22 protein-coding genes and 1 pseudogene are annotated in these 26,757 nt (G+C 62.9%); 13 read left to right on the forward strand and 10 right to left on the reverse strand.

The genetic code is table 11. From position 1 onward, the window contains the following. The first annotated feature begins 724 nt into the window (after positions 1-724). On the forward strand, positions 725-2,206 hold the full coding sequence (locus IPM20_04640; GenBank protein ID MBK9130919.1) for a polysaccharide biosynthesis protein: 1,482 nt from the start codon (positions 725-727) through the stop codon (positions 2,204-2,206). Between the two features lie 14 nt (positions 2,207-2,220). Here IPM20_04640 and IPM20_04645 read toward each other — a convergent pair whose 3' ends face one another. The 4 genes and pseudogenes from IPM20_04645 to IPM20_04660 all read right to left on the reverse strand — a co-directional run bounded on the left by IPM20_04645 (position 2,221) and on the right by IPM20_04660 (position 6,475). Next, positions 2,221-2,763, reverse strand: a complete 543-nt coding sequence (locus tag IPM20_04645) for a cytochrome b (GenBank protein ID MBK9130920.1) — start codon at positions 2,761-2,763, stop codon at positions 2,221-2,223. A gap of 733 nt (positions 2,764-3,496) precedes the next feature. After that, positions 3,497-4,680: pseudogene (locus IPM20_04650) on the reverse strand (DNA polymerase IV). A 53-nt stretch (positions 4,681-4,733) separates the two neighbouring features. Then, positions 4,734-5,342 (reverse strand): transcriptional repressor LexA, encoded by a 609-nt coding sequence (lexA, locus tag IPM20_04655; GenBank protein MBK9130921.1) that lies wholly within the window; start codon positions 5,340-5,342, stop codon positions 4,734-4,736. Positions 5,343-5,500: 158 nt separating this feature from the next. Beyond that, complete coding sequence (locus tag IPM20_04660) at positions 5,501-6,475, reverse strand: trypsin-like peptidase domain-containing protein (protein MBK9130922.1); 975 nt, start codon at positions 6,473-6,475, stop codon at positions 5,501-5,503. A gap of 202 nt (positions 6,476-6,677) precedes the next feature. Between IPM20_04660 and pepN the strand changes: the two genes are divergently transcribed. From pepN to IPM20_04700, 8 genes are all read left to right on the forward strand, one after another. Further along, positions 6,678-9,302: an aminopeptidase N gene (gene pepN / locus IPM20_04665; GenBank protein ID MBK9130923.1), complete on the forward strand. Its 2,625-nt coding sequence runs from the start codon at positions 6,678-6,680 to the stop codon at positions 9,300-9,302. Between the two features lie 273 nt (positions 9,303-9,575). Continuing rightward, on the forward strand, positions 9,576-10,763 hold the full coding sequence (locus IPM20_04670) for an efflux RND transporter periplasmic adaptor subunit (GenBank protein ID MBK9130924.1): 1,188 nt from the start codon (positions 9,576-9,578) through the stop codon (positions 10,761-10,763). 43 nt (positions 10,764-10,806) lie between these two features. Further along, positions 10,807-13,965 carry a multidrug efflux RND transporter permease subunit gene (locus IPM20_04675; GenBank protein MBK9130925.1) on the forward strand — a complete coding sequence of 1,053 codons (3,159 nt, stop codon included), beginning with the start codon at positions 10,807-10,809 and terminating at the stop codon, positions 13,963-13,965. Further along, a complete protein-coding gene (locus tag IPM20_04680) occupies positions 13,962-15,383 on the forward strand; it encodes an efflux transporter outer membrane subunit (protein MBK9130926.1) in 1,422 nt (473 codons plus the stop codon). The genes IPM20_04675 and IPM20_04680 overlap by 4 nt, the downstream gene beginning before the upstream one ends. Positions 15,384-15,392: 9 nt before the next feature. Next, positions 15,393-16,043: a TetR family transcriptional regulator gene (locus tag IPM20_04685; protein MBK9130927.1), complete on the forward strand. Its 651-nt coding sequence runs from the start codon at positions 15,393-15,395 to the stop codon at positions 16,041-16,043. A 138-nt stretch (positions 16,044-16,181) separates the two neighbouring features. Beyond that, positions 16,182-18,038, forward strand: a complete 1,857-nt coding sequence (locus IPM20_04690; protein ID MBK9130928.1) for an ABC transporter ATP-binding protein — start codon at positions 16,182-16,184, stop codon at positions 18,036-18,038. 310 nt (positions 18,039-18,348) lie between these two features. Further along, a complete protein-coding gene (locus IPM20_04695) occupies positions 18,349-18,615 on the forward strand; it encodes a late competence development ComFB family protein (GenBank protein MBK9130929.1) in 267 nt (88 codons plus the stop codon). 102 nt (positions 18,616-18,717) lie between these two features. Further along, on the forward strand, positions 18,718-19,071 hold the full coding sequence (locus tag IPM20_04700) for a phage holin family protein (protein MBK9130930.1): 354 nt from the start codon (positions 18,718-18,720) through the stop codon (positions 19,069-19,071). 103 nt (positions 19,072-19,174) lie between these two features. Here the strand turns inward: IPM20_04700 and IPM20_04705 are convergent, their stop codons facing one another. The 3 genes from IPM20_04705 to IPM20_04715 all read right to left on the reverse strand — a co-directional run bounded on the left by IPM20_04705 (position 19,175) and on the right by IPM20_04715 (position 21,375). Continuing rightward, positions 19,175-19,546, reverse strand: coding sequence for a homoserine dehydrogenase (locus IPM20_04705; GenBank protein ID MBK9130931.1), 372 nt, complete (start codon positions 19,544-19,546; stop codon positions 19,175-19,177). Between the two features lie 187 nt (positions 19,547-19,733). Next, complete coding sequence (locus IPM20_04710; GenBank protein MBK9130932.1) at positions 19,734-20,606, reverse strand: pirin family protein; 873 nt, start codon at positions 20,604-20,606, stop codon at positions 19,734-19,736. Between the two features lie 151 nt (positions 20,607-20,757). Then, the gene (locus IPM20_04715) at positions 20,758-21,375 is read right to left on the reverse strand and encodes an FMN-dependent NADH-azoreductase (GenBank protein MBK9130933.1); all 618 of its coding nucleotides are present in this window, start codon (positions 21,373-21,375) and stop codon (positions 20,758-20,760) included. A 133-nt stretch (positions 21,376-21,508) separates the two neighbouring features. Between IPM20_04715 and IPM20_04720 the strand changes: the two genes are divergently transcribed. Further along, positions 21,509-22,450, forward strand: coding sequence for a LysR family transcriptional regulator (locus tag IPM20_04720; protein MBK9130934.1), 942 nt, complete (start codon positions 21,509-21,511; stop codon positions 22,448-22,450). Positions 22,451-22,566: 116 nt separating this feature from the next. On the opposite strand, the gene IPM20_04725 is transcribed toward IPM20_04720, so the two are convergent. Genes IPM20_04725 through IPM20_04735 form a run of 3 tightly spaced genes read right to left on the reverse strand, consistent with a single transcriptional unit; the run spans position 22,567 to position 24,781 of the window. Beyond that, complete coding sequence (locus tag IPM20_04725) at positions 22,567-23,094, reverse strand: SRPBCC family protein (protein MBK9130935.1); 528 nt, start codon at positions 23,092-23,094, stop codon at positions 22,567-22,569. A gap of 57 nt (positions 23,095-23,151) precedes the next feature. Further along, the gene (locus IPM20_04730) at positions 23,152-24,594 is read right to left on the reverse strand and encodes a DHA2 family efflux MFS transporter permease subunit (GenBank protein MBK9130936.1); all 1,443 of its coding nucleotides are present in this window, start codon (positions 24,592-24,594) and stop codon (positions 23,152-23,154) included. A gap of 40 nt (positions 24,595-24,634) precedes the next feature. Next, complete coding sequence (locus IPM20_04735; protein ID MBK9130937.1) at positions 24,635-24,781, reverse strand: hypothetical protein; 147 nt, start codon at positions 24,779-24,781, stop codon at positions 24,635-24,637. A 172-nt stretch (positions 24,782-24,953) separates the two neighbouring features. Between IPM20_04735 and IPM20_04740 the strand changes: the two genes are divergently transcribed. From IPM20_04740 to IPM20_04750, 3 genes are all read left to right on the forward strand, one after another. Further along, positions 24,954-25,505 (forward strand): NAD(P)H-dependent oxidoreductase, encoded by a 552-nt coding sequence (locus tag IPM20_04740; GenBank protein ID MBK9130938.1) that lies wholly within the window; start codon positions 24,954-24,956, stop codon positions 25,503-25,505. A 163-nt stretch (positions 25,506-25,668) separates the two neighbouring features. Then, a complete protein-coding gene (locus tag IPM20_04745; protein ID MBK9130939.1) occupies positions 25,669-26,094 on the forward strand; it encodes a DUF4399 domain-containing protein in 426 nt (141 codons plus the stop codon). A gap of 39 nt (positions 26,095-26,133) precedes the next feature. Next, positions 26,134-26,736, forward strand: coding sequence for a DUF4202 domain-containing protein (locus tag IPM20_04750; GenBank protein MBK9130940.1), 603 nt, complete (start codon positions 26,134-26,136; stop codon positions 26,734-26,736). Positions 26,737-26,757 lie beyond the last annotated feature (21 nt).

Here is a 26,757-nt window from a genome sequence, read left to right on the forward strand (position 1 = left end):
GGCACGCGACTAAGCACGTTCATAGAGTGCAGACACCTTATCGTGCGTCGGGGCATAAGCTTGAATCTCGCGGCCTTCCAGCAGCCTTCCTGGCGGATCCGGACCGACCCATGCAGCGGACGCATTCCCGATTCCAGGCCGGAACCTTTACGGATTATCCCGGCGATCACCCAATCCCCAAACACACGCCATCCGATAATTTATGTATTTTAAACAATGACATAAAAATATTTAAATATTAAATTAAGATATTACTTGTTTTTTTCATATCTCCTTGTTACTCTTTTCGCACTCAATTCGATGGCATCTACTGGAGCACAGCCATGAATCTTTTGAAGATGAAGCAGGACGGGGACAGTACCCAGAATACGGCTCATCCCGCGGCAACGCATGAATCCAGCAACCGGACGCAAAACAAACCCGTCCGGTATATCGTTCCCGGACTCTATATGACCCCATTCGGCGACCGGCGCAACGGCTGTCTGAAAGCCAGATGCTGATTGCGCCTGGAAGATTTCCTTCTACCCGAGGGTAATCTTCCGTCGGCTACGTAACGTCTCTCCTATTGTAAATTTTGACGCCCCGTTTATGCGGGGCGATTTTTTTGTTCCTGCAGGATTCATTCTTCCGGTTTGTTGGATCCCGTGATCGATTCTCCTATACTGCCGGCAATCCGCCCCACGCAGCGCTCACGACTGACCAAGCACAGGCCACGGACCGACATTTGAATCCTCTGCGACGCCTCGCCTCCCAGACGGCCATCTATGGCCTCAGCAGCATCTTCGGGCGATTTCTCAATTACCTGCTGGTTCCGCTGTTCACCTACTATTTCTCGCCGGCTGAATACGGCGTGGTATCCGAGTTTTACGCCTATGCTGGCTTCCTCGCGGTGCTGCTCGTCTTCGGACTGGAGACCGGGTATTTTCGCTTTCGCGGCACCCTTCCCGAAAGCGGGAAGGACACCGTATACGCTACGGCACAGCGCGTGCTGTTCGGCGCCAATTTGGGCTTTTTCGCCGGTGTTGCCCTTTTCTCCCAGCCCATCGCGGATACGCTGAATCATGGAGATCATCCGGATTACATCATCTGGATAACCGCCATCCTGGTCCTTGACTCCACGGCGGCGGTCTGTTTCGCACGCCTGCGGGCCGAAGAGAAGGCATGGCGCTTCGCCGCCATCAAATTGGTCGAAATCGCCATCACGGTCGCGATGAACCTGTTCTTCATCGTTCTCTGCCGGAACGCCTATGATCAGGATCCCGCTTCAATGCTGGGACGCCTGTGGGATCCCTCGATCGGCGTGGGCTACGTCTTCATCGCCAATCTCATCGGCAGCGGTGTGAAATGGCTGCTGCTCCTGCCCCAGCTGCGCGACCTCGGCACGGGATTCGACCGCGATCTCTTCGCGCGGATGATGCGCTACTCCCTGCCGATGATGGTGATCGGCTTCGCCGGGGTCACCAATGAGATGCTCGATCGCGCGCTGATGAAATACCTGCTGCCCTACGATGCCGACATGAATCTCGCCCAGCTCGGCATCTATAGCGCCTGCTACAAGCTTTCAATCCTGATGTCGCTATTCATTCAGGCCTTCCGCTATGCAGGCGAACCGTTCTTCTTCGCCCATGCGGGAGAACAAGGCAGCAAGGCGCTGTATGCCCGTGTCATGACGGCCTTCGTCATCTTCTGCATGCTGATCTTCCTGCTGGTGACGCTATATATCGATATCTTCAAGTACTTCATCGGCGAACCCTTCCGCGCCGGACTCACGGTAGTCCCCGTGCTGCTTCTGGCTAACCTCTTTCTCGGAATCTATATAAATCTTTCCGTCTGGTACAAACTGACGGACCGGACCCTGACAGGCGCCTGGGTCGCAGTGGGAGGTGCGGTAGTAACCGTCGCCCTGAACTTGTGGTGGGTGCCCATATTCGGGTTCATGGGCGCCGCCTGGGCAACGCTGGCCTGTTACGCCGGCATGGCGGCCGTCTCTTACCTGTTAGGTCGACGCCTCTATCCCGTGCCCTATGAGCTTGCACGCATCTTCGGTTACATTGCCCTGGGCCTCATCCTCTATCTCTCCCACGGCATGATCACCGAGGGGGAAACGCTGCCCTGGCCGATCAGCGCCACGCTGTGTCTGGTCGTATATCTGTTTGTGGCCTATGTCGCGGACGGCAGACGGCTGTTGCAACCGCTTCGGGAGTGACATGGCACCTGCGTCTAGAACGCAATGCGCCGGAGGGAACTGCGCCGATCCACGAAGTGATGTTTGAGCGCGGCCAGCACATGAATGGCAACTAGCATGGCACAGGCATAGGCCGCATAGCCGTGCAGATCGAAGAGTAACTCACGCACACCTTTACTCCATTGGCCGATGGGCGGAATTGCCACCAGCCCGTACAATTCGACAGGCTCTCCGTCGGAGGCCACGAAGAGGAAACCCAGCACCGGGATACACGCGAGCAAAGCCACGAGTGTTCCATGGATCAGAGTGGCCGCCCTGCGCTCCCAAGGGAGAAGGGTGGAAGAAAACCCGGGATTCGGACTGATCCCGCGCCAGGCGATTCTGGCCAGTGTTAGCGTGAAGACCGAGATGCCCAGGGTTTCGTGCAGTTCGAGCAGGCGCCAGTATAAAACGCTTTCCTCACTGAGCCCGCCCAGGTACCAGCCCACCGGGATCAGCCCCAGTACCGGAACGGCGATCAGCCAGTGCAAGAGTTTCGAAACCAGCCCGTAGGCCTCGCGCGAATTGCGGACAGGCATGCGAATTACTTCCATAGGACCGGGACTGGAATTCGATGTATTTTAACGCCGCGACCCGGAACATCAACGGAGGAATTTCATATGCCAACGGTTTTTTACGTGCGACTGCGTGCGATAAAAAAAACCCGTTTCATGACAGAGAAACGGGGCACATCCCGAGAGCGGGACAGAGGGAGTGAGAGACTAAACGATGGTGCTAAAATCGAATTCCTTGACCTTGGCCCCTTTCAACATTTGTTTCCATGAATCGGGTGCACGTCCATGTGCCACGGACCAGTCCATGAGAACGGTGCGATCGATCGACCCCGTCAACCTTCAGGCAGGCGCAGACGCACTACCCGCCCGTCAAACGATACGATCAAGGGGGCTCGTACAGACTTGCCTTCGCGAACCATCTTTTTTGTGGAATTCGCCTTTGGGGAAAACCATCTCTTGATCAATCGGCTCATGTTTCCTCCTGTACAAATCCCTGCAGTCGATTAATTCATACGAAAATAAAATATTTATGAATCATACCCCCAGAATATGATTAAATCAAATAATTTCATATATCATCAAAAAAATATCATAATGTTTTTTAAATACATTAGGTTACTTGATCATCCAGACCAGTTCTTCCTCTTGTTGAGCCTATCCCTGAGGAAAATTCTGGGGTGGAGAAAAAACTCCAGGTGCCGCGCGCCTTCGCGAGGCATTCGACAAACAGATACCGTACGGAGATTCCCCCTAGGGCTCATACCGTCCGGCGATGGCCGGACGGCTTCCATGCGGGAGAAATGACATCGGGTGTCGCGGATCGGTTCAGCAAGCTGCCGGGGGCAAGCGTGAACGCCCCGTAGCGCCGGTTGATCGCGTCCATCGTGTTGTTGATCATCTGCGCCTTGGCAGGGACCGCCTCGAACAGTTCCGCCTGACAACCGGCCTGCCGAGGATCGAGCGCCGTCACCTGCACCTGATAGACACCTTCACCCTGCCACTCTCTTTGCATCACATGCCGGCAGAGCGCCTGCACGGGACGACTGTCCTGCGTGAACGACGGCGTGCGCAGCCGGCCACCGACCCAGCCCAGGCGCGTGCGCATCCCGATGCCATAACATTGGGCCTCCAAATCGCAACGCCGCAATCGGGCCGCCACCCTTTCACTCATATGCAGCAGATAGGCATGGATCAGTTGTGCATCGCGCGTTCCGGGTGGCGTCACCTTGCCATGCCCGATCGACCTGGGGGCGGACACGATGGTGCGCACCGGCTCGGGGTCCAGTCCCTGACACATGTACCAGATACGCCGACCCAGATTCCCGAAGCGTCGCGCGAGCACGCTGACCGGAAGGCGCGCGACTTCGCCGCAGGTACGCGCCCCGTGCCGCGCGAGGTATCCCCGATCCCCTCCTTGATCCCGGACAGTTCCGTTACCGGCACATCGCGCAGTCGGTCGGCGGCCTCCCACGGCGGGATCAGGGTACATCCTCCCGGCTTCGCGAGCCCGGCGGCGAACTTCGCCGTGCTCTTGTCCCCGCTCATTCCGACTGAACACCCCAGGCCGGAAACCTCTTTGACCTTGCGCCGAACCATATGAGCAATCGTCTCCGGCGTGCCCCACAGGCGCTGACAGCGCGTCACATCCAGAAAGGCCTCGTCGACGGAAAAGACCTCGACATCGGGAGTGATTTCCTCGAGCGCGCGCATGATATCCGTCGAGACCGCGGCATAATGCTCCGGGCGCGCCGCGCATTGAATGAGATCCGGACACAGGCGGCGCGCCTCGCGCAACCGCATCCCGGTACGTACTCCATGGCGGCGCGCCTCATAGGAACAGGTAATGATGCAGGTTCCGAGCGATCCGTTGGTCACCGCGACCGGACGTCCCTGCCAGGCCGGGCGGTCGCGCTGTTCGATGCTGGCGAAGAATGCATCCATGTCGACCAGGATGACGGCGCGGGACCACGCTCCTCCTGTCCGTGCCTCGGTACTCACCGATAACTCCGCAGGACGCCGACGACCACCCCCTGGATGCGTACGCGCGCGGCGCCATAGATCATCGGCGTATACGCGGGATTGGCCGCGCTCAGCTGTATGCTGCCATCCTTGCGGTACTGCAAACGCTTCAATGTCACTTCGACCTCATCGATCAGGGCAACCACGATCGCACCATCATCGGCGCTGTCGCGCGCATCAATGATCACTGTGTCGCCATCGAGAATCCCCGCCTCGATCATCGAATCGCCGCGCACCCGCAATGCATAGCGGTTCAGCCCGAGCAGGAAGGCGGTCAAATCGATCGTATCTTCGCCCGGTACCGCCTCGATTGGCCGACCTGCCGCGATAGATCCGAGCAGAGGCAGCGTGGTAGCAGGTATTGAAATCTTCTCCGCCTTTTCCGTCAGTTCCAGGCCGCGCTTGCGGCCGGGATGCTGGCGCAGGTAGCCCGCCACGATCAGCGCCTGCACATAGCGATGGGCCACGCCGCGGGAACGGATCCCGATACCGGCGGCGATCTCCATCAGACTCGGACATCCCCCCTGCAAACGCCGGTATCGGCGAATGAAATCCAGTGTCTTTTGTTGCGACGGCGTCAACATATGGCCTCCTCGGGTCCTGTACCCCCATCCAAGATAGAGAACATTAAGAGAACATACAAGAGGAATCAAAAATTAAACATAAAATCAGTCGGTTGCCTGGGGAATAACACAGCCGGCGGGTGATGATCCCACCCGGTACCCGGACGCAGAAAATTGATTCAGCGCCCGGTGCGCTGCGGCTCAGGGGTGAGGGTCACCTCGATACGCTGTGTGCGGCGCAGTACCTGCAAGTTCAGCGCGGCGCCGATTGGCCAGCGGGCCAGAAAGCGATGCAGGGCATCAACTCCGTCGATGGGCGTCCCGTTCGCGCTGATGATCAGATCACCGGAACGAAGATCGGCACTGGCGGCCGGACTGTCCGGTTCACGCCCGACGACCTCGAAGGCGCACGCCACCGGCAGATCAAGCGCACGTACCAGTCTGCGGTCAAGCGGGCGATCACGCCCGGCCGCTCCGAGGTAAACCCGGCGCACGCGGCCATGCGCAAGGATCTCGCTCAAGATCCACTCCGCTGTCACGGCGGGAACGGAAAAACCGATACCCTGCGCCATCGCGATGATGGCGGTATTGATACCGACGATCCTGCCGGAGGCATTTACCAGCGGTCCTCCGGAATTCCCCGGATTGAGGGCCGCGGTATGCTGCACGATCCCTTCAATCAAGCGTCCGTGACGGCTCCGCAACGCGCGCCCGATCGCGCTGACGACGCCGGCCGACACCGTAGACTCGAAGCCATAGGGATTGCCGACCGCGACGACGAGTTGGCCGACACGGGGCCGCGCCAGATCCGTCAGTTCGGCATAAGGCAACGAGGCAGCCTCCGCCCGCACCACGGCGAGATCCGTCGCGGCGTCACGCCCGACCACCCGGGCGTCCGCATTCCGTCCATCCTCGAATGAAACCCGAACCCGATCGTGGTGCTGCACGACATGCTCATTGGTGAGCAGGTAACCGTCGGGAGTCACCACGACACCCGAGCCGGCCCCGCCGTGATCCCGCGCCGCGCCGCTACCGGATCCCGGCGTATAAATGCCGACCACTGCCGGGCCAACGCGTTCCACGGCGCCGACCACGGTCCGCGAGTAGCTGTCCAGCGCTTCGTTCGACAAACCGATTTCGTCAGAATGCTCCATGGATCCGCCTCCTTGACCCTCTTTTCCTCATGTGGAGTCCGCAGCCGGAGAATTCAAGCCATGAACGTGCCACCCTCTGCGCCACGACGGATTACAGCGGTTTCGCCGCAATCGTCGTATCGCGTATCATGACGGTCATCGCACTTGGAGATGTCGTCCGCCAATCCGATGCGCCCCGAACAACCGCAACCCGCGAGTCCCGATGAAAACCGACACCCCGCATCCCGTCCTGCTCAAGGACTACACACCTCCGCCCTTTCTGGTCGACCGCATCGAGCTGGACGTCGATTTTCGTCCGGATGAGGCCCGCGTCACCACAACGCTGGCCGTGCGGCGCAATTCCGCCGTGCGCGCGGCCGGCGCATCACTCACGCTGGACGGCGATGAGCTGGAGACAATCAGTGTTTCCATTGACGGCAACCCGCTGTTACAGGAGCGCTACTCGCTCTCCGCCACGCAGCTCACGATCACGGACGTCCCCGACGCCTTTACGCTGCAGACCGTCTGCCGCATCCGCCCTGACACGAACACCAAGCTGTCCGGACTGTACCGCTCGGCCAACGGGTATTTCACCCAGTGCGAGGCGCAAGGTTTCCGTCGCATCACCTGGTTTCCCGATCGCCCGGATGTGATGTCGCTCTACGTGGTCACCCTCCACGCCGACAAAACGACATTGCCGCTGCTGTTGTCGAACGGCAATCCCGTCGGCAGCGGTGATGAACCCGACGGCCGGCACTGGGCACGCTGGGAGGACCCCTTCCCCAAACCCTGCTATCTGTTCGCGCTGGTAGCGGCCGACCTCGAGGTATTGCGCGACACCTACCGCACGCGTTCCGGACGCACGGTCGAGCTCGCCGTCTACGTCGAATCCGGCAAGCTCGATCAGTGCGCACATGCGATGGAGGCGCTGAAGAAATCCATGCGCTGGGACGAGGATGTCTTCGGTCTGGAGTGCGATCTCGATCACTATATGATCGTCGCCGTCGGCGATTTCAATATGGGCGCCATGGAAAACAAGGGCCTGAACATCTTCAATACCAAGTACGTGCTGGCCCGGCCAGACATTGCCACTGACACCGACTACACCAACATCGATCGCGTGGTGGCGCACGAATACTTTCACAACTGGACCGGCAATCGCGTCACCTGCCGCGACTGGTTCCAGCTCTCGCTGAAGGAGGGTCTGACCGTATTCCGTGACCAGCAGTTCGGCATCGACACCCATGGTGGCATCAGCCGCATCCGCGACGTGCGCAGCCTGCGCGCCGCCCAGTTCCCCGAGGACGCCGGACCCATGGCGCATCCGGTGCGCCCCGGTTCCTACGTCGAGATCAATAACTTCTATACCGCCACGGTCTACCAGAAGGGCGCCGAGGTCGTGCGCATGATTCATACGCTGATCGGCGCAGAGGCCTTCCGCCGCGGCATGGATCTCTATTTCGCGCGTCACGACGGCCAGGCGGTGACCTGCGACGACTTTGTTGTGGCGATGGCGGACGCCTCCGGCGCGGATCTGTCGCAGTTCATGCGCTGGTACGATCAGGCCGGCACGCCGCATGTCACGGCAAGCGGCCGCCACGATGCCGCGGCGCGTCGTTATACCCTGACGCTGAAGCAATCCTGCCCCACCCATCCGGAGAACCGGCCGTACCATATCCCGGTGTCGATCGGCCTGGTCACCCGGGACGGCGCCGACCTGTCCTTGCGCATTCCAGGCGGACCGGACGCCACTCAGCGCGTGCTGTCGCTCACCGGGACGGAACAGGAATTCGTCTTCGAGGGTATCGATACGGCGCCGGTGCCTTCCCTGCTGCGCGGTTTTTCCGCGCCGGTGGTGCTGGACTTCCCGTATACGGATGAGGATCTGGCCCGATTACTCGGGCACGACAGCGACCCCTTCAACCGCTGGGAGGCCGGTCAACGCCTGGCGAGCCGCCTGATCCTCGCCGCGACCACCGCGCTGTCCGCAGGGAGCATGCCGGCCTGGTCCGAGGATTTCGCGCAGGCCGCCGCGCGCGTACTCGCGAAGGCCGATGCCGACCCCGCTTTCGCGGCCGAGGCGCTCACCCTGCCGGCGGAGGCCACACTGGCGGAACACCTCGAGACAGTCGATCCCGACGCCCTGCACGCCGCGCGCAACGGCCTGCGCCGCTTTCTCGCCGAGCGCCTCGGCAAGGAGTTCGAGGCCTGCTACGCGCGCCTGGCGCCGACCACCGCTTACCGGCCCGATGGCGCCGACGCCGGGCGGCGCGCCCTGCGCAACCTGTGCCTCGCTTACCTGACCGAACTGGACACGCCGGCCGCGCGCGCACTGGCGATGCGCCAATTCGAAACGGCGGACAACATGACGGATCAGTTCGCCGCCCTCAGCGCCCTCGCCCAATGCACGGGACCGGAACGCCAGCGCGCCCTCGACGACTTCTATTCCTGCTGGCAGCGTGAGGCCCTGGTGGTGAACAAATGGCTGACGATTCAGGCCACCAGCCGCCATCCGGATGCCCTGCACGACGTGACACGCCTGACCGGACACCCGGCCTTCGACCTGCGCAACCCGAACAAGGTCTATGCCCTGCTCGGTGGCTTTGGCGCCAACCATGTGCGCTTCCACGCCGCTGATGGTGCCGGTTATCGCTTCATGGCCGGCCAGATCCTGCGCCTGGATGCGATCAACCCGCAGGTCGCGGCCCGCCTCGCGCGAAGTTTTGATCGCTGGCGCCGATTCGATACCGCGCATCAGGCGCAGGCCCGCATCGCGCTGGAATCCCTGCGCACGCATCCCGGCCTGTCGCGCGATGTATTCGAGATCGTTGAGCGCGCATTGGCCTGACCCACTCAGCTACCGTGATTCCGTCCCAGGCGGAACCAATCGGATGGCGTCTGGTCATTCCATGTAACGGCGCAAGCGCGGGCAATTCCGCCGGGATCGACCGTACCCATGCACTGCGGAGTGTGAGGCTGGTCCCGGGTCCGGTGCCGGCGGAGTAAACGACGCACTATATATAGTAATGACCCCAATAATCGTCCGGTATACATACATACGTGTTTGTATATATAATCCGGGCTTCGACCATCATCTCCGTCACACGGGACATCAACGACCATGGCGCCTCCATTGCTCAAAATTGCCAGCGACACCCATTCACGAATTCACCGCTTGCCGTACCTGACACTCGTGACGGCAGGCATCGCGATCCTGCTGACCGGCTGCGGCCAGGGCGATGCGGCCACGGGTGCGGGCGCGCCGCAGATGCCCGCCATGCCGGTATCGGTCATCGAAGCGAGGGCGCAACAGGTCCCGATCACGATTGAAACCGTCGGCCAGATCGAAGGCTCCAAGGACATCGAGGTGCGCGCGCGCGTCTCCGGCACCCTGACCCGCCAGGCGTACCAGGAAGGCGACCCGGTCAAGGCCGGCGCCACGCTGTTCACCATCGACCGCGAACCGTTCGAGATCGCCCTCGCGCAGGAACGCGCCACCCTGGAACAGGCCCAGGCCGATCTTACACAAGCCGAGCGGGAGGCCGCGCGCCTCAAGTCGCTGGTCGAGGAAAAGGCCGTCAGCCGCAAGGAATACGATGATGCCGCCACGACGCTGCAAACGGCGCAGGCCGCGGTCACGGCCGGCGAAGCCAGGGTACGTGATGCCGAGCTCAACCTCTCATACACCGACGTCGTCGCGCCGATCACGGGAGTCACGGGTCGCGCCCAGCATTCGCTCGGCACCCTGATCACGGCCGGCTCCGATTCCGGCCTGCTGACCACGATGAGCAGCATCGATCCGGTCTGGGTGCGCTTTTCGTTTTCCGAGGAGGAAACTCTCCAGTTGCGCACGCAAGGGGACAAAGCCGCCGTGAAGCTGACCCTGGCCGATGGCAGCCTCTATGACGTGACGGGCAAACTCAACTTCACCGCCTCTACGGTGGACACGCAGACCGGCATGGTGCAGATGCGCGCCGAATTCTCCAATCCCGGCCGACTGCTGCTGCCCGGCCAGTTCGTTCGTGTCCAGGTCATCGTCGGCCAACGCGAGGCCTATCTGGTCCCGCAGGCCGCATTGGCGCAGACCGAACAGGGCAAGGTCCTCTTCCTCGTCTCGCCGGAGAACACCGTGGCGCCGCGTCCGGTGGAAACCGCCGGCTGGTCGAATCACGATTGGGTCATCACGCAGGGACTGGCGCCCGGAGACAAGGTCATCATCGACAATCTGATGAAGCTGCGTCCCGGCGCCCCGGTCGCGCCCCACGCCCCGGGCACGCCGCCAGCCCCTCCGGCGGCGGCCAAACCCTGAATCGACCTGCAACCCGTGCAATAACCCACGGCGGTAACCGCTCATGTCAAGATTTTTCATCGAACGTCCCATTTTCGCCTCCGTGCTGGCCATCATCATCGTGCTGGCCGGCCTGGTCGCCGCGAACATCCTGCCGATCGCGCAGTATCCCGAGATCGCGCCACCCACCGTGACGATTTCGGCGAGCTATCCGGGCGCCTCCGCCGAGACACTGGCCAAGACCGTCGCCGCGCCAATCGAGGAACAGCTCTCCGGCGTGGAGGATCTGCTCTACTACAACTCGACCTCGGCCTCCAATGGCACCATCAATATCACGGCAACCTTCGAGGTGGGCACCGACATCGACAAAGCCACCTTCAACGTCAACAACCGCGTCCAGCTCGCCACCCCGCGCCTGCCCGAAGAAGTCCGGCGCAACGGCGTCACCGTGGCGAAGCGTTCGCAGAACATACTGCTGGTGGTGGCGTTGCGCTCGCCCGACGACAGCCGCGACATGCTCTTTCTGTCCAATTACGCCACCCAGAACATCGTCGATGAACTGAAGCGCATCCCGGGCACGGCGGACATCATCGTGTTCGGCGCGCGCGATTACTCCATGCGCATCTGGCTCAAGCCGGACCGGATGGCGCAGCTCGGCCTGACCACCGCCGACATCACCGCTGCGATCAATGCGCAGAACGCCCAGTATGCCGCCGGCAAGATCGGCGCCGCCCCAGCGCCCGAAGGCCAGCAACTGGTCTACACCGTCACCGCGCAGGGACGAATGCTGGAGCCGGAGGAATTCGGCCGGATCATCCTGCGCTCGAATGGACCGAATGGGGTGCTGCGATTGAAGGACGTCGCGCGCGTCGAGCTCGGCGCGCAGAGCTATGACCAGGCCAATACCGTAAACGGCCAGCCCGCCGTCGCGCTCGGCGTGTTCCTCCAGAGCGGCGCCAACGCGCTCGACGTGGCGGATGACATCCGGGCCAGGATGGAGGAGCTGAAGCACGATCGCTTCCCCGCGGGCGTCGATTACCTCATCCCCTACGACACCACCCGCTTCGTCTCCGCCTCCATCGAGGCGGTCGTGCACACATTGCTCGAGGCCGCGGTGCTGGTGCTGCTGGTAGTCTTCGTCTTCCTGCAGAGCTGGCGCGCGACCCTGATTCCGATGATCGCCGTGCCGGTCTCCCTCATCGGCACCTTCGCCGGGTTGTGGCTGTTCGGGTTCTCGATCAACACGCTTACGCTGTTTGCGATGGTGCTGGCGGTCGGCATCGTGGTCGACGACGCCATCGTGGTGCTGGAAAACGTCGAGCGCCTGATGCGCGAGCAGAAGCTGAAGCCGTTCGAAGCCGCGGTGGAAGCGATGCGCGAAGTTCAGAACGCGGTCATCGGCATCGTGCTGTCGCTGGTGGCGGTATTCCTGCCGGTCGCCTTTCTCGGCGGCATCGCCGGCCAGCTCTATCGCCAGTTCGCGGTGACGGTCGCCATCGCCGTAACGCTGTCCGGCGTAGTCGCCCTAACCCTGACGCCGACGCTGTGCGCGCTGCTGCTCAAGCCGCGCGAACGGGAAAACGGCGGCATCTCCGCGCGGCTGTTCCGTCCTTTCAACCGATTCTTCGCCTGGCTGACGCGCCACTTCCTCGGCGCGGTCACGCTGGCGATCCGGCACCGCATCGTCTCGCTGGCCGCCTTCGCCGCCGTACTCGGGCTGTCCGGCCTCCTGTTCCTGCGCATCCCCGGCAGCTTCGTCCCGGTGGAGGACATGGGTTACATCATCACCGTGGCCCAGTTGCCCGACGGCGCCACGCTGGAACGCACGATGAAGACCACCGAGCAGCTGCGCGGCATGATGGCCGGTAACGAGGCGATCGAGAACATCTTCATCGTCAACGGATTCGACCTCGTCACCGGCAGCAACAAGACCAATTCCGCGACGATCTTCATGCCGCTCAAGCCCTGGCATGAACGCAAGCAGACCGCCCAGGAGCTGGTGCAGGAAGTAAGCGGCAAGGGCTTCATGCTCTCCGACGGCCTCGCCTTCGCGATCAATCCACCCTCGATCCGCGGCCTGGGCTCCACCGGCGGTTTCGAGCTATATGTGCGTGGCCGCGAGAACCCCGACACCCAGCGTCTCGCCCAGGTGACCAATGATTTCGTCGCCGAGCTCGGCAAGGACCCGGTGCTGGAATCGCTGCGCAGCCTGTACCGTCCGACCACGCCGCAACTGCGCGTCGACGTCGATCGCGAGAAGGCGCTGGCGCTGGGTGTGCCTGTCAGCGACGTCTTCGCCGCGCTGCAGGCCCAGATGGGATCGCTCTACGTCAACGACTTCAACAAGGCGGGACGCACCTACCGCGTCACCATCCAGGCTGACGCGTCTTACCGCGCCAGGCCGGAAGATCTCGGCAACATCTATGTGCGCTCAACCACCACCGGCGCCATGATCCCGCTCAAGGCTCTCATACAGGTACAGTCCATCATCGGGCCCGAGCTGCTCGAACGCTACAACGGCTACATCTCCGCCAAAGTGATCGGTAATGCCAAGCACGGCTACAGCTCGGGCGAGGCCATCAGGGCGGTCGAGCGCGTCGCCGCGCGCAGCCTGCCCAAGGGTTACGACGTCGCCTGGACCGGGCAGGCCTTCCAGGAGAAGCGTACCGGAACGGCCTCGGTGTTCGCCTTCGGCTTCGCGCTCATCATGGTGTACCTGATCCTGGCGGCGCTGTATGAACGCTGGGGCGTACCCATGTCCGTGCTGCTCGCCGTCCCGTTCGCCGTGCTGGGCGCGCTCGGATTCGTGTTCCTGCGCGGCATGGAAAACAACATCTATTTCCAGATCGGCCTCGTGGTGCTGATCGGCCTCGCGGCCAAGAACGCCATCCTGATCGCGGAATTCGCCATGCAGGGGATGAGCGAGGGCAAGAAGGCGGTGGAAGCCGCAATGGAGGCGGCGCGGCTGCGCTTCCGGCCCATCGTGATGACCTCGCTCGCCTTCGTGTTCGGCGTGGTGCCGCTGGTCCTCGCCACTGGCGCCGGTGCCGCGGCGCGGCAGTCCATGGGCTCGGGTGTGTTCGGCGGCATGATCGTCGCGACGTTCATTGCGCCGATCTTCGTCCCGCTCTTCTTCACCCTGCTCGCGCGTAAACCGCGACCGGTCCATTCCCATGATCATCACGGACCGACGCATCCGACCGCACCGGAGGGCCAGCCATGATCACTCGCCCCATCGCCGTCCCTCTGGCCCTGGTCGCGGCACTCACGGGCTGCGCCGTCGGCCCTGACTATCATCGACCGGAACTCGCCCTTCCCGATCACTACCCGGACGCGAACGCCGCGGATACGGCCGGGGCGGAGATCACGCCCGACTGGTGGACGCTGTACAGCGACGCCGAGCTTGATCGGCTCATTACGCAGGCGCTGCAGAACAACGCGGATCTGCGCCGCGCCGTGGCGCAGATCGACGAGGCCGAGGCCGTGCTGTCCGAAGCCCGGGCCACGCTGTTCCCCGAGATCGATCTCGGCCTGTCCAGCAGCCGCACGCGCTCCAGTACCCTCAATGCGCAGCCACTTGCCGCCGGAGTCTCGCCTGTCTCCAACTCCCACCGGCTCGCGCTCTCCACCTCGTTCGAGCTCGATCTGTGGGGCCGCCTGCGGCGCGCCTCCGAGGCCGCGCAGGCCCAGTTGCTCGGTACCCGCTACGGTCGCGACGTCACGGCACTGGCCCTGACCGGGGCCACGGCGCAGGCCTACTTCCTGCTTCGCTCACTCGATGCGCAGATCACGGTCACACAACAGACACTGACTACCCGCGAGGAGTCGCTGGCGGTGGCCCGAAGCCGGGCGACCGGTGGACTCGCCTCCGAACTCGACGTGTATCAGGCCGAGACCGGGCGTGCCGACGTCGCTTTGCAGCTGCGGGAACTCCAGCGCCAACGCGCGTTGGTCGAGCACCAGCTTGGCGTACTCACTGGAACGCCGGACCTGGCCCTCGCGCCGGGTGACCTGATGCAACTTCCGCTGCCGGCGGAACCGCCTGCCGGCCTCCCGTCCACGCTGCTGGAACGCCGACCCGACGTACAGCAGGCGGAACAGGCCCTGATCGCGGCCAATGCCCGCATCGGCGTGTCCAGGGCCGCTCAGTTCCCCACCTTCACCCTCACCGGCGCCTTCGGCGGCCAGAGCGAGGAGTTCAGTGACCTGCTGGAATCGGGGGCACGTATCTGGTCGATCGGTCTCGGCGCCACCATGCCCCTTCTGGATGCCGGACGTTACTCGGCGCGCACGCGCCAGGCGGAAGCGGTCCAAAGCCAGGCGCTGGCGGATTATCAGCAGGCCGTCGAAACCGCCTTCCGTGAAGTGGCCGATGCGCTCACCAACGCGGAATCGGCCCGTGCCGCCGCGGAAGACCAGGAAAAGCGCGTGACGGCAGCGCGCAGTGCGCTGCGCCTGTCCCAGAAGCGTTACGAGGCGGGCTATTCCGGCTATCTGGAGGTCCTGGACGCCCAGCGCACCGCCAACACGGCGGAGCAGGCACTGATCCAGCACCGACAGGCCCAGCTTGCCTACAGCGTCGACCTCATCAAGGCACTCGGCGGCGGCTGGTCAGCGGCAGTTGAACCGGACGCGCGCTGACGGAGCCTCATGGTACGGAGGACAAAGGCGGAAACCGAACAGACGCGACTCGAGATCATCGCCGCGGCGCGGCGGGTATTCGCCGAACGCGGCGTGAGCCACACCACCCTCGCCGACATCGCCAAGGAAGCGGGCGTGACGCGCGGCGCCATCTACTGGCACTTCAAGAACAAGCCCGACCTGTTCTTCGCCATGATGGAGCAGGTGTCCGTCCCGCTGGTGGACATCATCGACGAAAATCTTCCGGTACAGAGTCCAGGAGATCCGCTGCGCGACGTCCAGGCGAGCATGGTGGAAATCCTGCGCCTGCTGCGGGAGGATGAGGTCGCGCGCACCACCTTCGAGATCATCAATTCCAAGTGCGAATACGTCAACGAGTTCTCCCGACTCGACAACCGCATCACGCGGACAGGCTGCGCCTATATCCACAAACTCACCAGCGCGTATGAAAATGCGCTACGAAAGGGGTTACTGCGCCCGGGGGCAGATCCGGGTCAGTACGCACTCGACAGCTACCTGTTCATGAAGGGGCTGATCAATCTGTGGCTCGCCGACATCGAAGGCTCCATCATCCGCGACAAGGCTGAGGCCTTGATCGAATCCCATATCTCGATGCGGTATAAATCCTCCCCGGGCGGAGGCGACCCGACGGCGGCTTGATCAGGCCGGGCGAATGCGCGAAAATTCGTCCCTGCCCCGGCCGCCCCTCCGTCCATACCGTCGCCCCGCGCTTATCCTCAGCCGATAGCCGCATCGGACGGTCGGCCACACCGGCGGACCAAAGGATCGAGCGTCGCAATGTTTGCTTTCTTCGAAAAACTGATCAAACCGTTCCCGCCGCAGGAGCCCGAAACTCCGCCGAAGGGACTGTTCGCCTTCTGCCGCCATTACACGCGCGGCATCGAACCCCACCTGGCGATCATGGCGCTGCTGACCGGGCTGATCGCGATCCTGGAAGTCTCGCTGTTCGACTATCTCGGCCGTCTGGTCGACTGGCTGACGCACACCGACCGCGCGGATATCCTCGGCGCCGGCAGCGGTTTCCTGTGGTCCGCGCTCGCCGTGCTGATCGCGCTACCGGTCGCGGTGCTGATTCACTCCCTGATCATCCATCAGGCCCTGCTCGGCAACTACCCGATGATCATCCGCTGGAAGGCGCACCGCTATCTGCTGGGGCAGAGCCTTGCATTCTTTCAGAACGACTTCGCCGGGCGCATCGCAACCAAGGTGATGCAGACCTCGCTCGCCGTGCGCGAGACGGTCATGAAGCTGCTCGACGTGATCCTGTACGTGGTGGTCTACTTCGGCGGCGTCGTGGTCATCGCGGCCGGCTCGGACGCTCGCCTGGCGCTCCCGCTGCTGCTCTGGGTAGCGATCTATATCGTGACCCTGTACTACTTCATTCCACGCCTGTCCCGGGTATCCGCGCGCCAGGCTGACGCGCGTTCGGCCATGGTCGGTCGGGTGGTCGATTCCTACACCAACATCACCACGGTGAAGCTGTTTTCGCACTCGCGCCGGGAAGCGGACTACGCGCGCGAAGGCATGGAAGAGTTCCTGCTCACCGTCTACCCGCAGATGCGGCTCGTCACCGGCCTGGTGATGTCGGTATGGATCAACAACGTGCTGCTGATCCTGGCCACCGGCGCGCTGTCGATCTGGCTGTGGATGCACGCCGCCGTTTCGGCCGGCGCGATCACCGCCGCGATCGCCCTTGTGCTGCGGCTCAATGGCATGTCGCAGTGGATCATGTGGGAGATGTCCGCCCTGTTCGAAAACATCGGCACGGTGGAGGACGGCATCTCCACCATCGCCCGGCCGCGCGAAGTGCTCGACCGGGCAGATGCCCCTTCGCTCGCCGTAACACGCGGCCGTATCGAATTCGATCATCTGTGCTTCCATTACGGAAAAGGCGCCGGCGTGATCGAAGATTTCTCGCTGACCATCGAACCTGGCGAAAAAATCGGGCTGGTCGGCCGCTCCGGCGCCGGCAAATCGACCCTGGTGCACCTGTTGCTGCGTTTTCACGACGTCGAGACCGGTCGTATCCTGATCGACGGACAGAACATCGCGGATGTCGGGCAGGAAAGTCTGCGCGCACAGATCGGCCTGGTGACCCAGGACACCTCGTTGCTGCATCGCTCGGTGCGCGACAACATCCTGTATGGACGGCCGGACGCCAGGGAAGCGGACCTCATCGCCGCGGCACGCCAGGCGCGGGCGCACGACTTCATCGAGCAGTTGCAGGACGCGAAGGGGCGCCGTGGCTACGATGCCCACGTCGGCGAACGCGGCGTCAAGCTGTCCGGCGGCCAACGCCAGCGCATCGCCATCGCGCGCGTATTGCTGAAGGACGCGCCGATCCTGATCCTCGACGAGGCCACCTCCGCGCTCGATTCCGAGGTCGAAACCGCGATCCAGGAAAATCTCTACCGGCTCATGCGCAACAAGACCGTCATCGCCATCGCCCACCGCCTGTCCACCATCGCCATGATGGACCGCCTCATCGTGCTCGACCAGGGCCGCATCATCGAAGAAGGCACGCATGCGGAACTGATCACCCGCGACGGACTTTACGCCCAGCTCTGGGCGCATCAGTCCGGCGGCTTTCTCGGCGAGGATGCGAACCAGGCTCGGGATGTAGCACTCTCCTGACTCGGGGCCTGCCTCCCCGGTATCGGAATACGCCGACAGTGCGTCTGGATAGCCTGCCGGCCAGCCGCAACAAACAAGGTTGCCCTTCTTTGGGATATCGCCTTCGCCCAGTGGCGGCCATCGGGATCAGCCGTTGTACGGAATATCCTGAATTTACGCCTTCAGACGGACACCGATTTCACCCCCAATTCCGCACATGGCGTGCGTCCAATTGGACAATGCACTATAATCCTGCGCGCTTTGGGGCTATCTGCTATCCAGGGTGATACCAGAAACTTCAGCGGTCACTAAATGACGACAGAGGATAAAAGTGGATAACAGTTCGATCGTCAACTATTACGAAAGGCTCGTGTTCGACCATATCCAGCGAACGCTGGTCGATACGCGCAAGATCGGCAGCATGGATGCCGTGCTGGATATCGCCTGCCTGTCCCTGAACCGCCTGCCCGCCCGCTATATCCGTCATCAGGTGGACACCACCTTCTACATGACCGATCAGGAACAGCAGAAGATGCTGGCAGACGTCGATGCCGCGGTACAACAGGCCTATGAGATCGCCCTGGCGAATCCCCGCTGATCGCCCGGAATGCAGTGCCTCATAACGAGGCTGCGCGATTTACCCCTGCCCGGAACCGATTTACAATCCGTACCAATACCAACAAATCCTGGCGAGGCGCCCATGATCCGCTTTTTTGTCTTCTGGGGCGTAAACACATTGTTACTGTGGGTCTCCGCTGAACTTTTTTCCAGCGTCCATTACTCCGGCCTTGGCAGCCTGCTCGTGGCCGGACTGCTGTTCGGCATCGCACACGCGGTGATCAAACCGATCCTGGTCATCCTGACCCTGCCCGTCACTGTCGTGACGCTGGGATTGTTCCTGCTGGTGATCAATGCCCTGATCCTGCTGCTGGTCGCCTACGTCGTTCCCGGCTTCGACGTCACCGGCTTCTGGCCGGCAGTGGGGGTGGCGCTGTTCATCTCGGTGTTGAGCCTGGTGCTGAACCTGCTGTTCGGGATGCAGGCCCGGGGATGATATTTCCCGGACTAACGCCCAAAAGCAAAGGCAATGCCGTCACAGGCGCCGGGCGCGCCTGAACGTTTCCGGCACTGCCCGCTCCGTCGTGGCGAATGGCGGATCAATATCCGCTGCGGTGATCCTTGTCCGGCACATGTTCGCCGGAGAGCAGCGCCCAGATCAGGTAGGCCACGTTCTCCGGCACCACCACGGTATGTTTGTTGTTCGACGCGAACAGCTTTTCGCGCAGCTCCTTGCGAACCTGCGTCATGCCGGTCATGTCGAAGATCATGTCGACGGCATCGCCCCTGGCGACGACCTGATCGATGTCCAGCACAGACAGGCCATTGGCCTGCGCCTTGCGCTTGCCAGGCGTATCGTGCAGTTCACTGACGCATACGATCTCGATTCCCTGCCGCTGACGACCCTGCAGCTGTTCGAGGACGGTGGAACCGATTCTGCCCAAACCCACGATTGCGATCTTTGCACCCATTGCAGCCTCCCTGATCCATGGTCGATGTTCCGCGAACGGCGGCGGACCGTAATGATACCCCGTGGAATTAGCAACACTCGTGCCAATTACAGGATCAAGGATTCCCGCGCTGGCGCCCGGGACTGGGGAATCTCCGCGCGGGCAGATTGATCCGCCCACGCGGGACCCCGCCGGCGATAACGAACGACTACGCGCGCCGGGCGATGTGCCCCATCTTTCCGCTCTGGTAGTCGGCGATGGCCTGGCGGATCTCCTGCTGGGTGTTCATGACGAATGGACCGTAGCCGACCACCGGCTCGTCGATGGGTTCGCCGCTCAACAGCAGCAGAACGGTGTCCTGCTCCGCCTCGACGATGACGCGGCTGCCCGCTCGCTCCAGCACCCCAATCTGCGCGTCAGTGACCGTCTCGCCGGAACCGAACCGGATGCGACCGCGCAGCACGAACACACCGGCGGTGTGCCCCTCCGGCAGATCGAGCTCCACCCGCGCGCCGGCATTCATCCGTATATCCCACAGGTTCATGGGCGTAAACGTGCGCGCCGGTCCGACGGCATTGCCGAACCGCCCCGCGATCACCCGCACCGATCCCGCACCGTCCTCCAACTCGACGCGCGGAATGTCCGCGTCGGTGATCGGCTGGTAGCCGGGATCGTCCAGCTTGTGCCGTGCCGGCAGATTCACCCACAACTGGATGACCTCAAACAGACCACCTGCGCGCGCGAAACCGGGGGCATGGAACTCTTCATGCACGATACCGCCGGCCGCCGTCATCCATTGCACGTCCCCGGGACCGATGGTGCCCCCCGCGCCGGTCGAGTCACGATGTTCCACCTCGCCGGAATAGACGATGGTCACCGTCTCGAAACCGCGGTGCGGATGTTCGCCGACCCCGCGCCGCGCCGTCGTCGGCGCGAAGGTGGCGGGTCCAGCATAGTCCAGCAACAGGAACGGCGACAGTTCGGCGCTGCGATCATGGTAGGAAAAGATGCTGCGCACGGGGAAACCGTCTCCGACCCAGTGGCCGGTGTCCTGACTCTGAATGAATGCGAGTTTTTTCATGGCCGACTCCTTTGTCCCGATTTCGGGGACGGATATCACGAACATGGGGACAGATTTTAAATCTGTCCCCTTTCTCTGAAACCTCTCCCCACGCCCTGAGAGCTGAACCCGGGGACGGATTGTGAAATCCGTCCCCTCTTGCTCATGCATATCAGGCGGCCTTCTTCGATAGGCCACGCACCTGATCCAGGGCCGCGGCGATCGACTGCGCGCGGCGCGCGGCGCCCATATTCACCGCCTCGGCGCGGATGACGCTCACGTCGGTGATGCCGGCGAGACCGAGCGCCGCCTTCAGGTACGATTCCTGGTGATCCATCGCCTGCGCCGGGCCTTCCGAATAGACGCCGCCGCGCGAGGATACAATCACAACCTGCTTGCCACCGGCCAGGCCCACCGGTCCGTTCTCCGTATACCTGAACGTGCGTCCCGCGACCAGCACCCGATCGAGCCAGGCCTTGAGCTGGGTGGGAATGGAAAAATTGTACATGGGCGTGCCGAGCACGATCACATCCGCGGCGAGAAATTCCGCCAGCAGTCGTTCGCCGAGTTCCGCCTCCGCGCGCTGCGCCGGGCTGAGCCGTTCCGGCGGCACCTGCCGCGCGACGAGCGAATCGGCGGTCAGATGGCCGGGCGCCTCTACGGCCAGATCCCGATACATGATCTCGATGCCGGGGTGGCGCTGCCGCCATTGTTCGACCACTTCCCGGCCGAGTTCGCGCGTGACCGAATTGTCGCCCAGTATGCTGGAATCGATGTGCAGCAGCTTCATGACTGTTCTCCTCATTCAGGTAGATTGCGGCGGACCGGCCACCCTGCCCTTTACAACCGCTTTCTTGAGGATTAATGTTACGGATAATATCAATTAATGATTAGATAGCGTTTTCATCAATGACTTTCATGCTATGAGCAACAATCAGCAGATCACGGACCGGTCCACCCTGCCGGACCTGAACGACCTCTACCTGTTCGCCCAGGTGGTCGAACTCGGCAGTTTCACCGCGGCCAGCCGGGTGGCGGGACTCACCACTTCCCGCATCAGCCGGCGCATCGCCGACCTGGAGGAGCGCCTCGGCATACGCCTGCTGCACCGCACCACGCGCAAGCTGGCACTGACACCCATCGGTGAACAGTATTACCAGCACTGCCGCACGATCGTCAGCGAGGCGGAGGCTGCCGCCGAGGTGGTGGAGCAGGTACAGGCCGTGCCGCGCGGGCGCGTGCGCGTGACCTGTCCGGCGCTGACGGCGCAATCCGAACTCGGACCGATCATCACGGAATTCATGCAGCGTTATCCCGAGGTGCAGCTTTCGCTGCTGGCCACGGACCGCATGGTGAACCTGATCGACGAAGGGATCGACGTGGCGATCCGTTTCCGGATCCAGCCGCTGGAGGACTCGAGCCTCGTCGCGCGGACCCTGGGCCAGAGCCGTACCTACCTGGTCGCGCAGCCCGCCTTTCTCGATCGACACGGCCGGCCGGGACAACCCGGCGACCTGGCGCGATTCGCCAGCGTGGCGAAAAGCCGCCATGACACAGGGTATGCCTGGAATCTCACCAACGCGGCGGGGGAAACCGCCGTCGTCCCGTACCGACCCCGCCTCGACTCGACCGACTGGCTGGTGCTCCGGCAGGCCGTCCTGGACGGGCTCGGGATCGGTGCGATCCCGGACGAACTCTGCCAGCAGGATATCGAAGCCGGACGACTGGAGATCGTGTTGCCGGATTGGCATCCGCCCGGCGACAGCCTGCACATCGTCTACATCTCCCGGCGCGGACTCCTCCCCGCCGTGCGCACGTTCATCGACCACGCGGCGGAGCGCCTGGCGGAGCTGTGCGATCAGTGAGTTCCCGCCATGCCACGTTGCTGCTGCCGGCGCATGGCTTGCCGCCCTTCGACACGGCTCAAAAATAGGGACAGATTTATTTTCTCCCCTGGGATGGCATCAGGAATCCCTTCCGTTCAAGCTTCGGCAAGCGTCTTCAGTCTGGCGAGACCGTCCTCGAAGTCCTTGCCGATCAGTGCATCCATGTCGAAGAACAGGCCCATGAGTTTCGACACATAGGGGCTGGGACCGTGGATGGACCAGACGACGTTCGTCGACCCTCCCTCCGGCCGTAGCGCGAATTCCACGATGTTATGCGCCTCGAAGGGCTTTATGAAATCGAGCCGGATGACCAGCCGGGACGGCGGGACGGTCTCGATGATCTCCATGCTCCCCTGGCCCACATCGTCGTTACCGTCCCAGGCGTATACCGCGCCCGTACCGCGCGCCGCGCCGCTGTGCGTTCGCTTCATGGCGGGATCTTTTCTCTCCCAGGGCGACCAGGCCGCCCATTGGTGCAGATCCTCGAGGTGCGTGAAAATCTCCTCCGGCGGCGCCCCGATCACCGCGCTGCGTTCGACGCGGAAGCTGTCGGGCCTGGTCGCGGCGTAGACCAGGATGATGACGATAAGAACACCTATGGCAAGGGCGATTTTTTTGAGCATGGCGACCTCCCTCCTCTAATCGGACAACTTGCAGTGGCAACCCCGCGCATTAAACGCTCACACCGTCTCGATCGCCGCCTCCCGCGCAGCCCCCTTCACCCCGGCGCGCAGCAGTATCAGGCCGATAACGGCCGCCATGGCCGCGAAGACCGCACCGACGGCGAAGGCAAGCTGGTAGCCTCCGTTGAGCGCGGTCAGTGCATCCCTACCCGTCGCGAGCAGATTTTCCGTGCGGGCGGCGGACAGGCTGACCAGCACCGCGAGACCGAGCGCGCCTCCCATCATGAAAGCGGTATTGACCACACCGGAGGCAAGCCCTGCTTCATCCGGCGGCACGTCGTTCATGGCGGCGAACAGCATCGGGTTGAACGCCATGCCGGCGCCGAGGCCCAGCAACAGCATGCCGGGCAGCACGTGGATCAGGAACTCGCCGCCGACCGGTGCAAAGGCGAACAGCACCAGACCGAAAGTGGCCACCAGCAGGCCAGCCGCGAGCGGGAGGCGGATGCCGAAGCGCAGCACCATCTTCGCGGACAGCCCGAGCGAAAACGCCGCCATGATCAGGTTTGCCGGCAGGAACGCCAACCCGACCTGCAGTGGGCTGTAACCAAGCACCAGCTGCATGTACAGCGCGGAAACGAAGAACCAGGCGAACATGGCCGCCGCCCACAGCACGCCCACCAGGTTCGCGGTGGCGACGTTGCGTAACCGGAACAAGCCGAGCGGCATCAGTGGCGACTGCACCCTGGCCTCGATCCACAGAAACAGGGACAGCAGCAGGGCCGCGACGGCAAACATGCCGAGCGTGCGAACGGAAAGCCAACCGGCCTCATTACCGTTCACGACGGCATAGACCGCCAGCATCAGCGCGGCGGTCACCGTCACCGCACCGGCTATGTCGAGACGTGCGCCGGCGGCCGTCGCGCGATCCGCCGGTATCAGCAGCAGGCACAATACGAACACCAGCAGACCGACGGGAATGTTGACCAGGAAGATCCAGTGCCAGTCGAAGGCGTCCGTGAGTATCCCGCCCAGCAGCACCCCGATACTGCCGCCCCCGGCCATGACGAAGCCGAAGACACCCATCGCCTTCGCGCGCGCATCCGGTTCCGTGAACAGGCTGATGATCAGGGACAGCGCGACCGCCGAGACCACGGCACCACCCAGTCCCTGGATCGCGCGGGCGGCAATCAGCATCTGCTGTGAGCCGGCAAGCCCGCAGGCAAGCGAGGCCAGCGTGAAAAAGACGATGCCGCCCAGAAACAGCCGGCGATAGCCGAACAGATCACCCAGCCGTCCACCCAGCAGCAGGAAACCGCCGAAGGTGAGCAGATAGGCATTGACGACCCAGACCAGCGTGGTCTCGGAAAAGGCGAGGTGCTCCCGGATCGACGGCAGCGCGACGTTGACGATCGTCATGTCCAGCACGATCATCAGGTCCCCGAGGCAGAGCACGACGAGCGCCCACCAGCGTTTTCTGTTGTCGAGAATATCGGTCATGGGGATGTGTACGGGATTTTTTTCGTCGATGCGGAGCACGTCAGGTAGGCATCCGCGCCAGATGATCGGCGAACCGGTCCGGCGTCTGCAGATCGCCCCCGATGGCGTTGTACTGCCCGACCACCGGATCGCGCTCTTCCGGCGCATCGAACACCACGCGTTCGGGTACGACGAACTCACGGAACACACCGCTGTCCGGGCAAAAGTAAACTATAACTGCTCCGCAGGACTGTCAAGCATCGCGCCGACGCCTTCAGGCTCGACCACCACCGAGGCGACCGGGTTGACGATGTCAAGCTCCGGCAGGATTATAGGCGAACCGGCATCCTGACTTGCCGGTCGATCCGGAGGGAAACGATATGACCACGATCACAGGCATCTCCGGCAGTCTGCGTGCCGGCTCCTACAACGCGGCGCTGCTGCGCGCCGCGGCACGGCTGATGCCTGCGGAATCCCGCCTGGACATCGCGAGCATCAAGGGCATTCCGCTCTATGACGGTGATATCGAAGCCACGGAGGGCATTCCCGCACCGGTCGCCGCACTGAAGGAGCGCGTCGTCGCCGGTGACGGGCTGCTGCTGGTCACGCCCGAGTACAACCATTCGATACCCGGCGTATTCAAGAACGCGATCGACTGGCTTTCCCGGCCCTCGTCCGACATCCCCCGGGTGTTCAATGGCCGCCCGGTCGCAATCATCGGGGCCTCTCCGGGGGGCTTCGGGACCATCCTCTCCCAGAATGCCTGGCTCCCCGTGATACGCACCCTGGGCATGCGCCCCTGGTACGGCGCGCGTCTGCTGGTATCGCACGCCGCCGGCGTATTCAACGAGACGGGCGACATGATCGACGACAAGATGCGGGAGCAATTGAGGAAGTTCATGCAGGAATTCGTCGCCTTCGTTCGATCGTGAGTGAAGGCGTACCCTGTCGCGGCGCAGGGACGCCCAAAGCGCCGGACGGCTGCCCCGCGTGGTTGGAAATCGAGCGCTCTTGTGCGAGGATATCGGGCCTGCAGCAGGACAGTATTCGGTCCGGCTCCGGACTCACCCGCGTACCCTCACAAGGAGCATGCCCATGAAATCCCGCGTCGTGATTGCCCTTCTCGCTGTCGGATCCCTATCCCTGATCGGCACACTGGCCTGGGGGGCCACACCCGCGCCCGCCGGGGCGGAGGTTTACATCATCTCACCCGAGGACGGAGCAACGGTGACCAGTCCCGTCACGGTACGCTTCGGCGCCCGCGGGGTCGGGGTCGCGCCGGCCGGCGTGGCCAGGGAGAACACGGGACACCATCATCTGGTCATCGATTCGGATCTGCCGCCGCTCGATCAGCCAATCCCCAAGGACGACCGCCATATCCACTTCGGCGGTGGCCAGACCGAGACCCGAATAGAACTCAAGCCCGGCACACATACGTTCCAGCTCCTGATGGGAGACGACGCCCATATGCCGCATGAACCGCCCCTGGTCTCGAAAAAGATCACGATCACCGTGCAGTGATCCTGCACCATGACGCACCCGAAATCCTCCGGGAACACCATGCCGCAGCAGACCGCCGTCGACAAGGCCCTTGCGCTTATCGATGCCGCCAACGGCGCGGATCCGAATCACGAATCCGCCGAGGGAAAGGATTGGCCGAAGGAACTGCTCTATTCTCATCGCATGTCCGATATGCTGCAGCGATTCTGCCCACAATCGGATGACGCCATCAGGCTGGCGGTACGCGCGCAGCACATCCGGCGCTGGACCTCGCCGCGCGACGCCTACCCGATGGATCGCGAAGGCTATCTGCAGTGGCGCAAGGATCTCTACCGTTTCCATGCCGATACCGCGGCCGAACTACTGGCACAGGCCGGTTGCGAATCCGGCACCATCGAGCGCGTCCGCAAGGCTGTCGGAAAGCGCGCGCTCAAGAAAAACGCGGACACCCAGCTGTTGGAAGATGTCACCGCACTCGTTTTCATCGAACACTACATGCTCGATTTCGCCGCCAGGCACCCTGAGTATGACGAGATGAAATGGCACGGCATCATCCGCAAGACCTGGGAGAAGATGTCCGTCGGGGCGCGGGACTTTGCCCTGTCGGGCGGGATCCGTCTGCCCGAGCCGCTCGTGCCGCTGATCCAGCGCGCCATCGCATAGCGGACCCGGAGACAAGCCGCA

Source organism: Gammaproteobacteria bacterium (assembly GCA_016716465.1).
GTDB lineage: Bacteria > Pseudomonadota > Gammaproteobacteria > SZUA-140 > SZUA-140 > JADJWH01.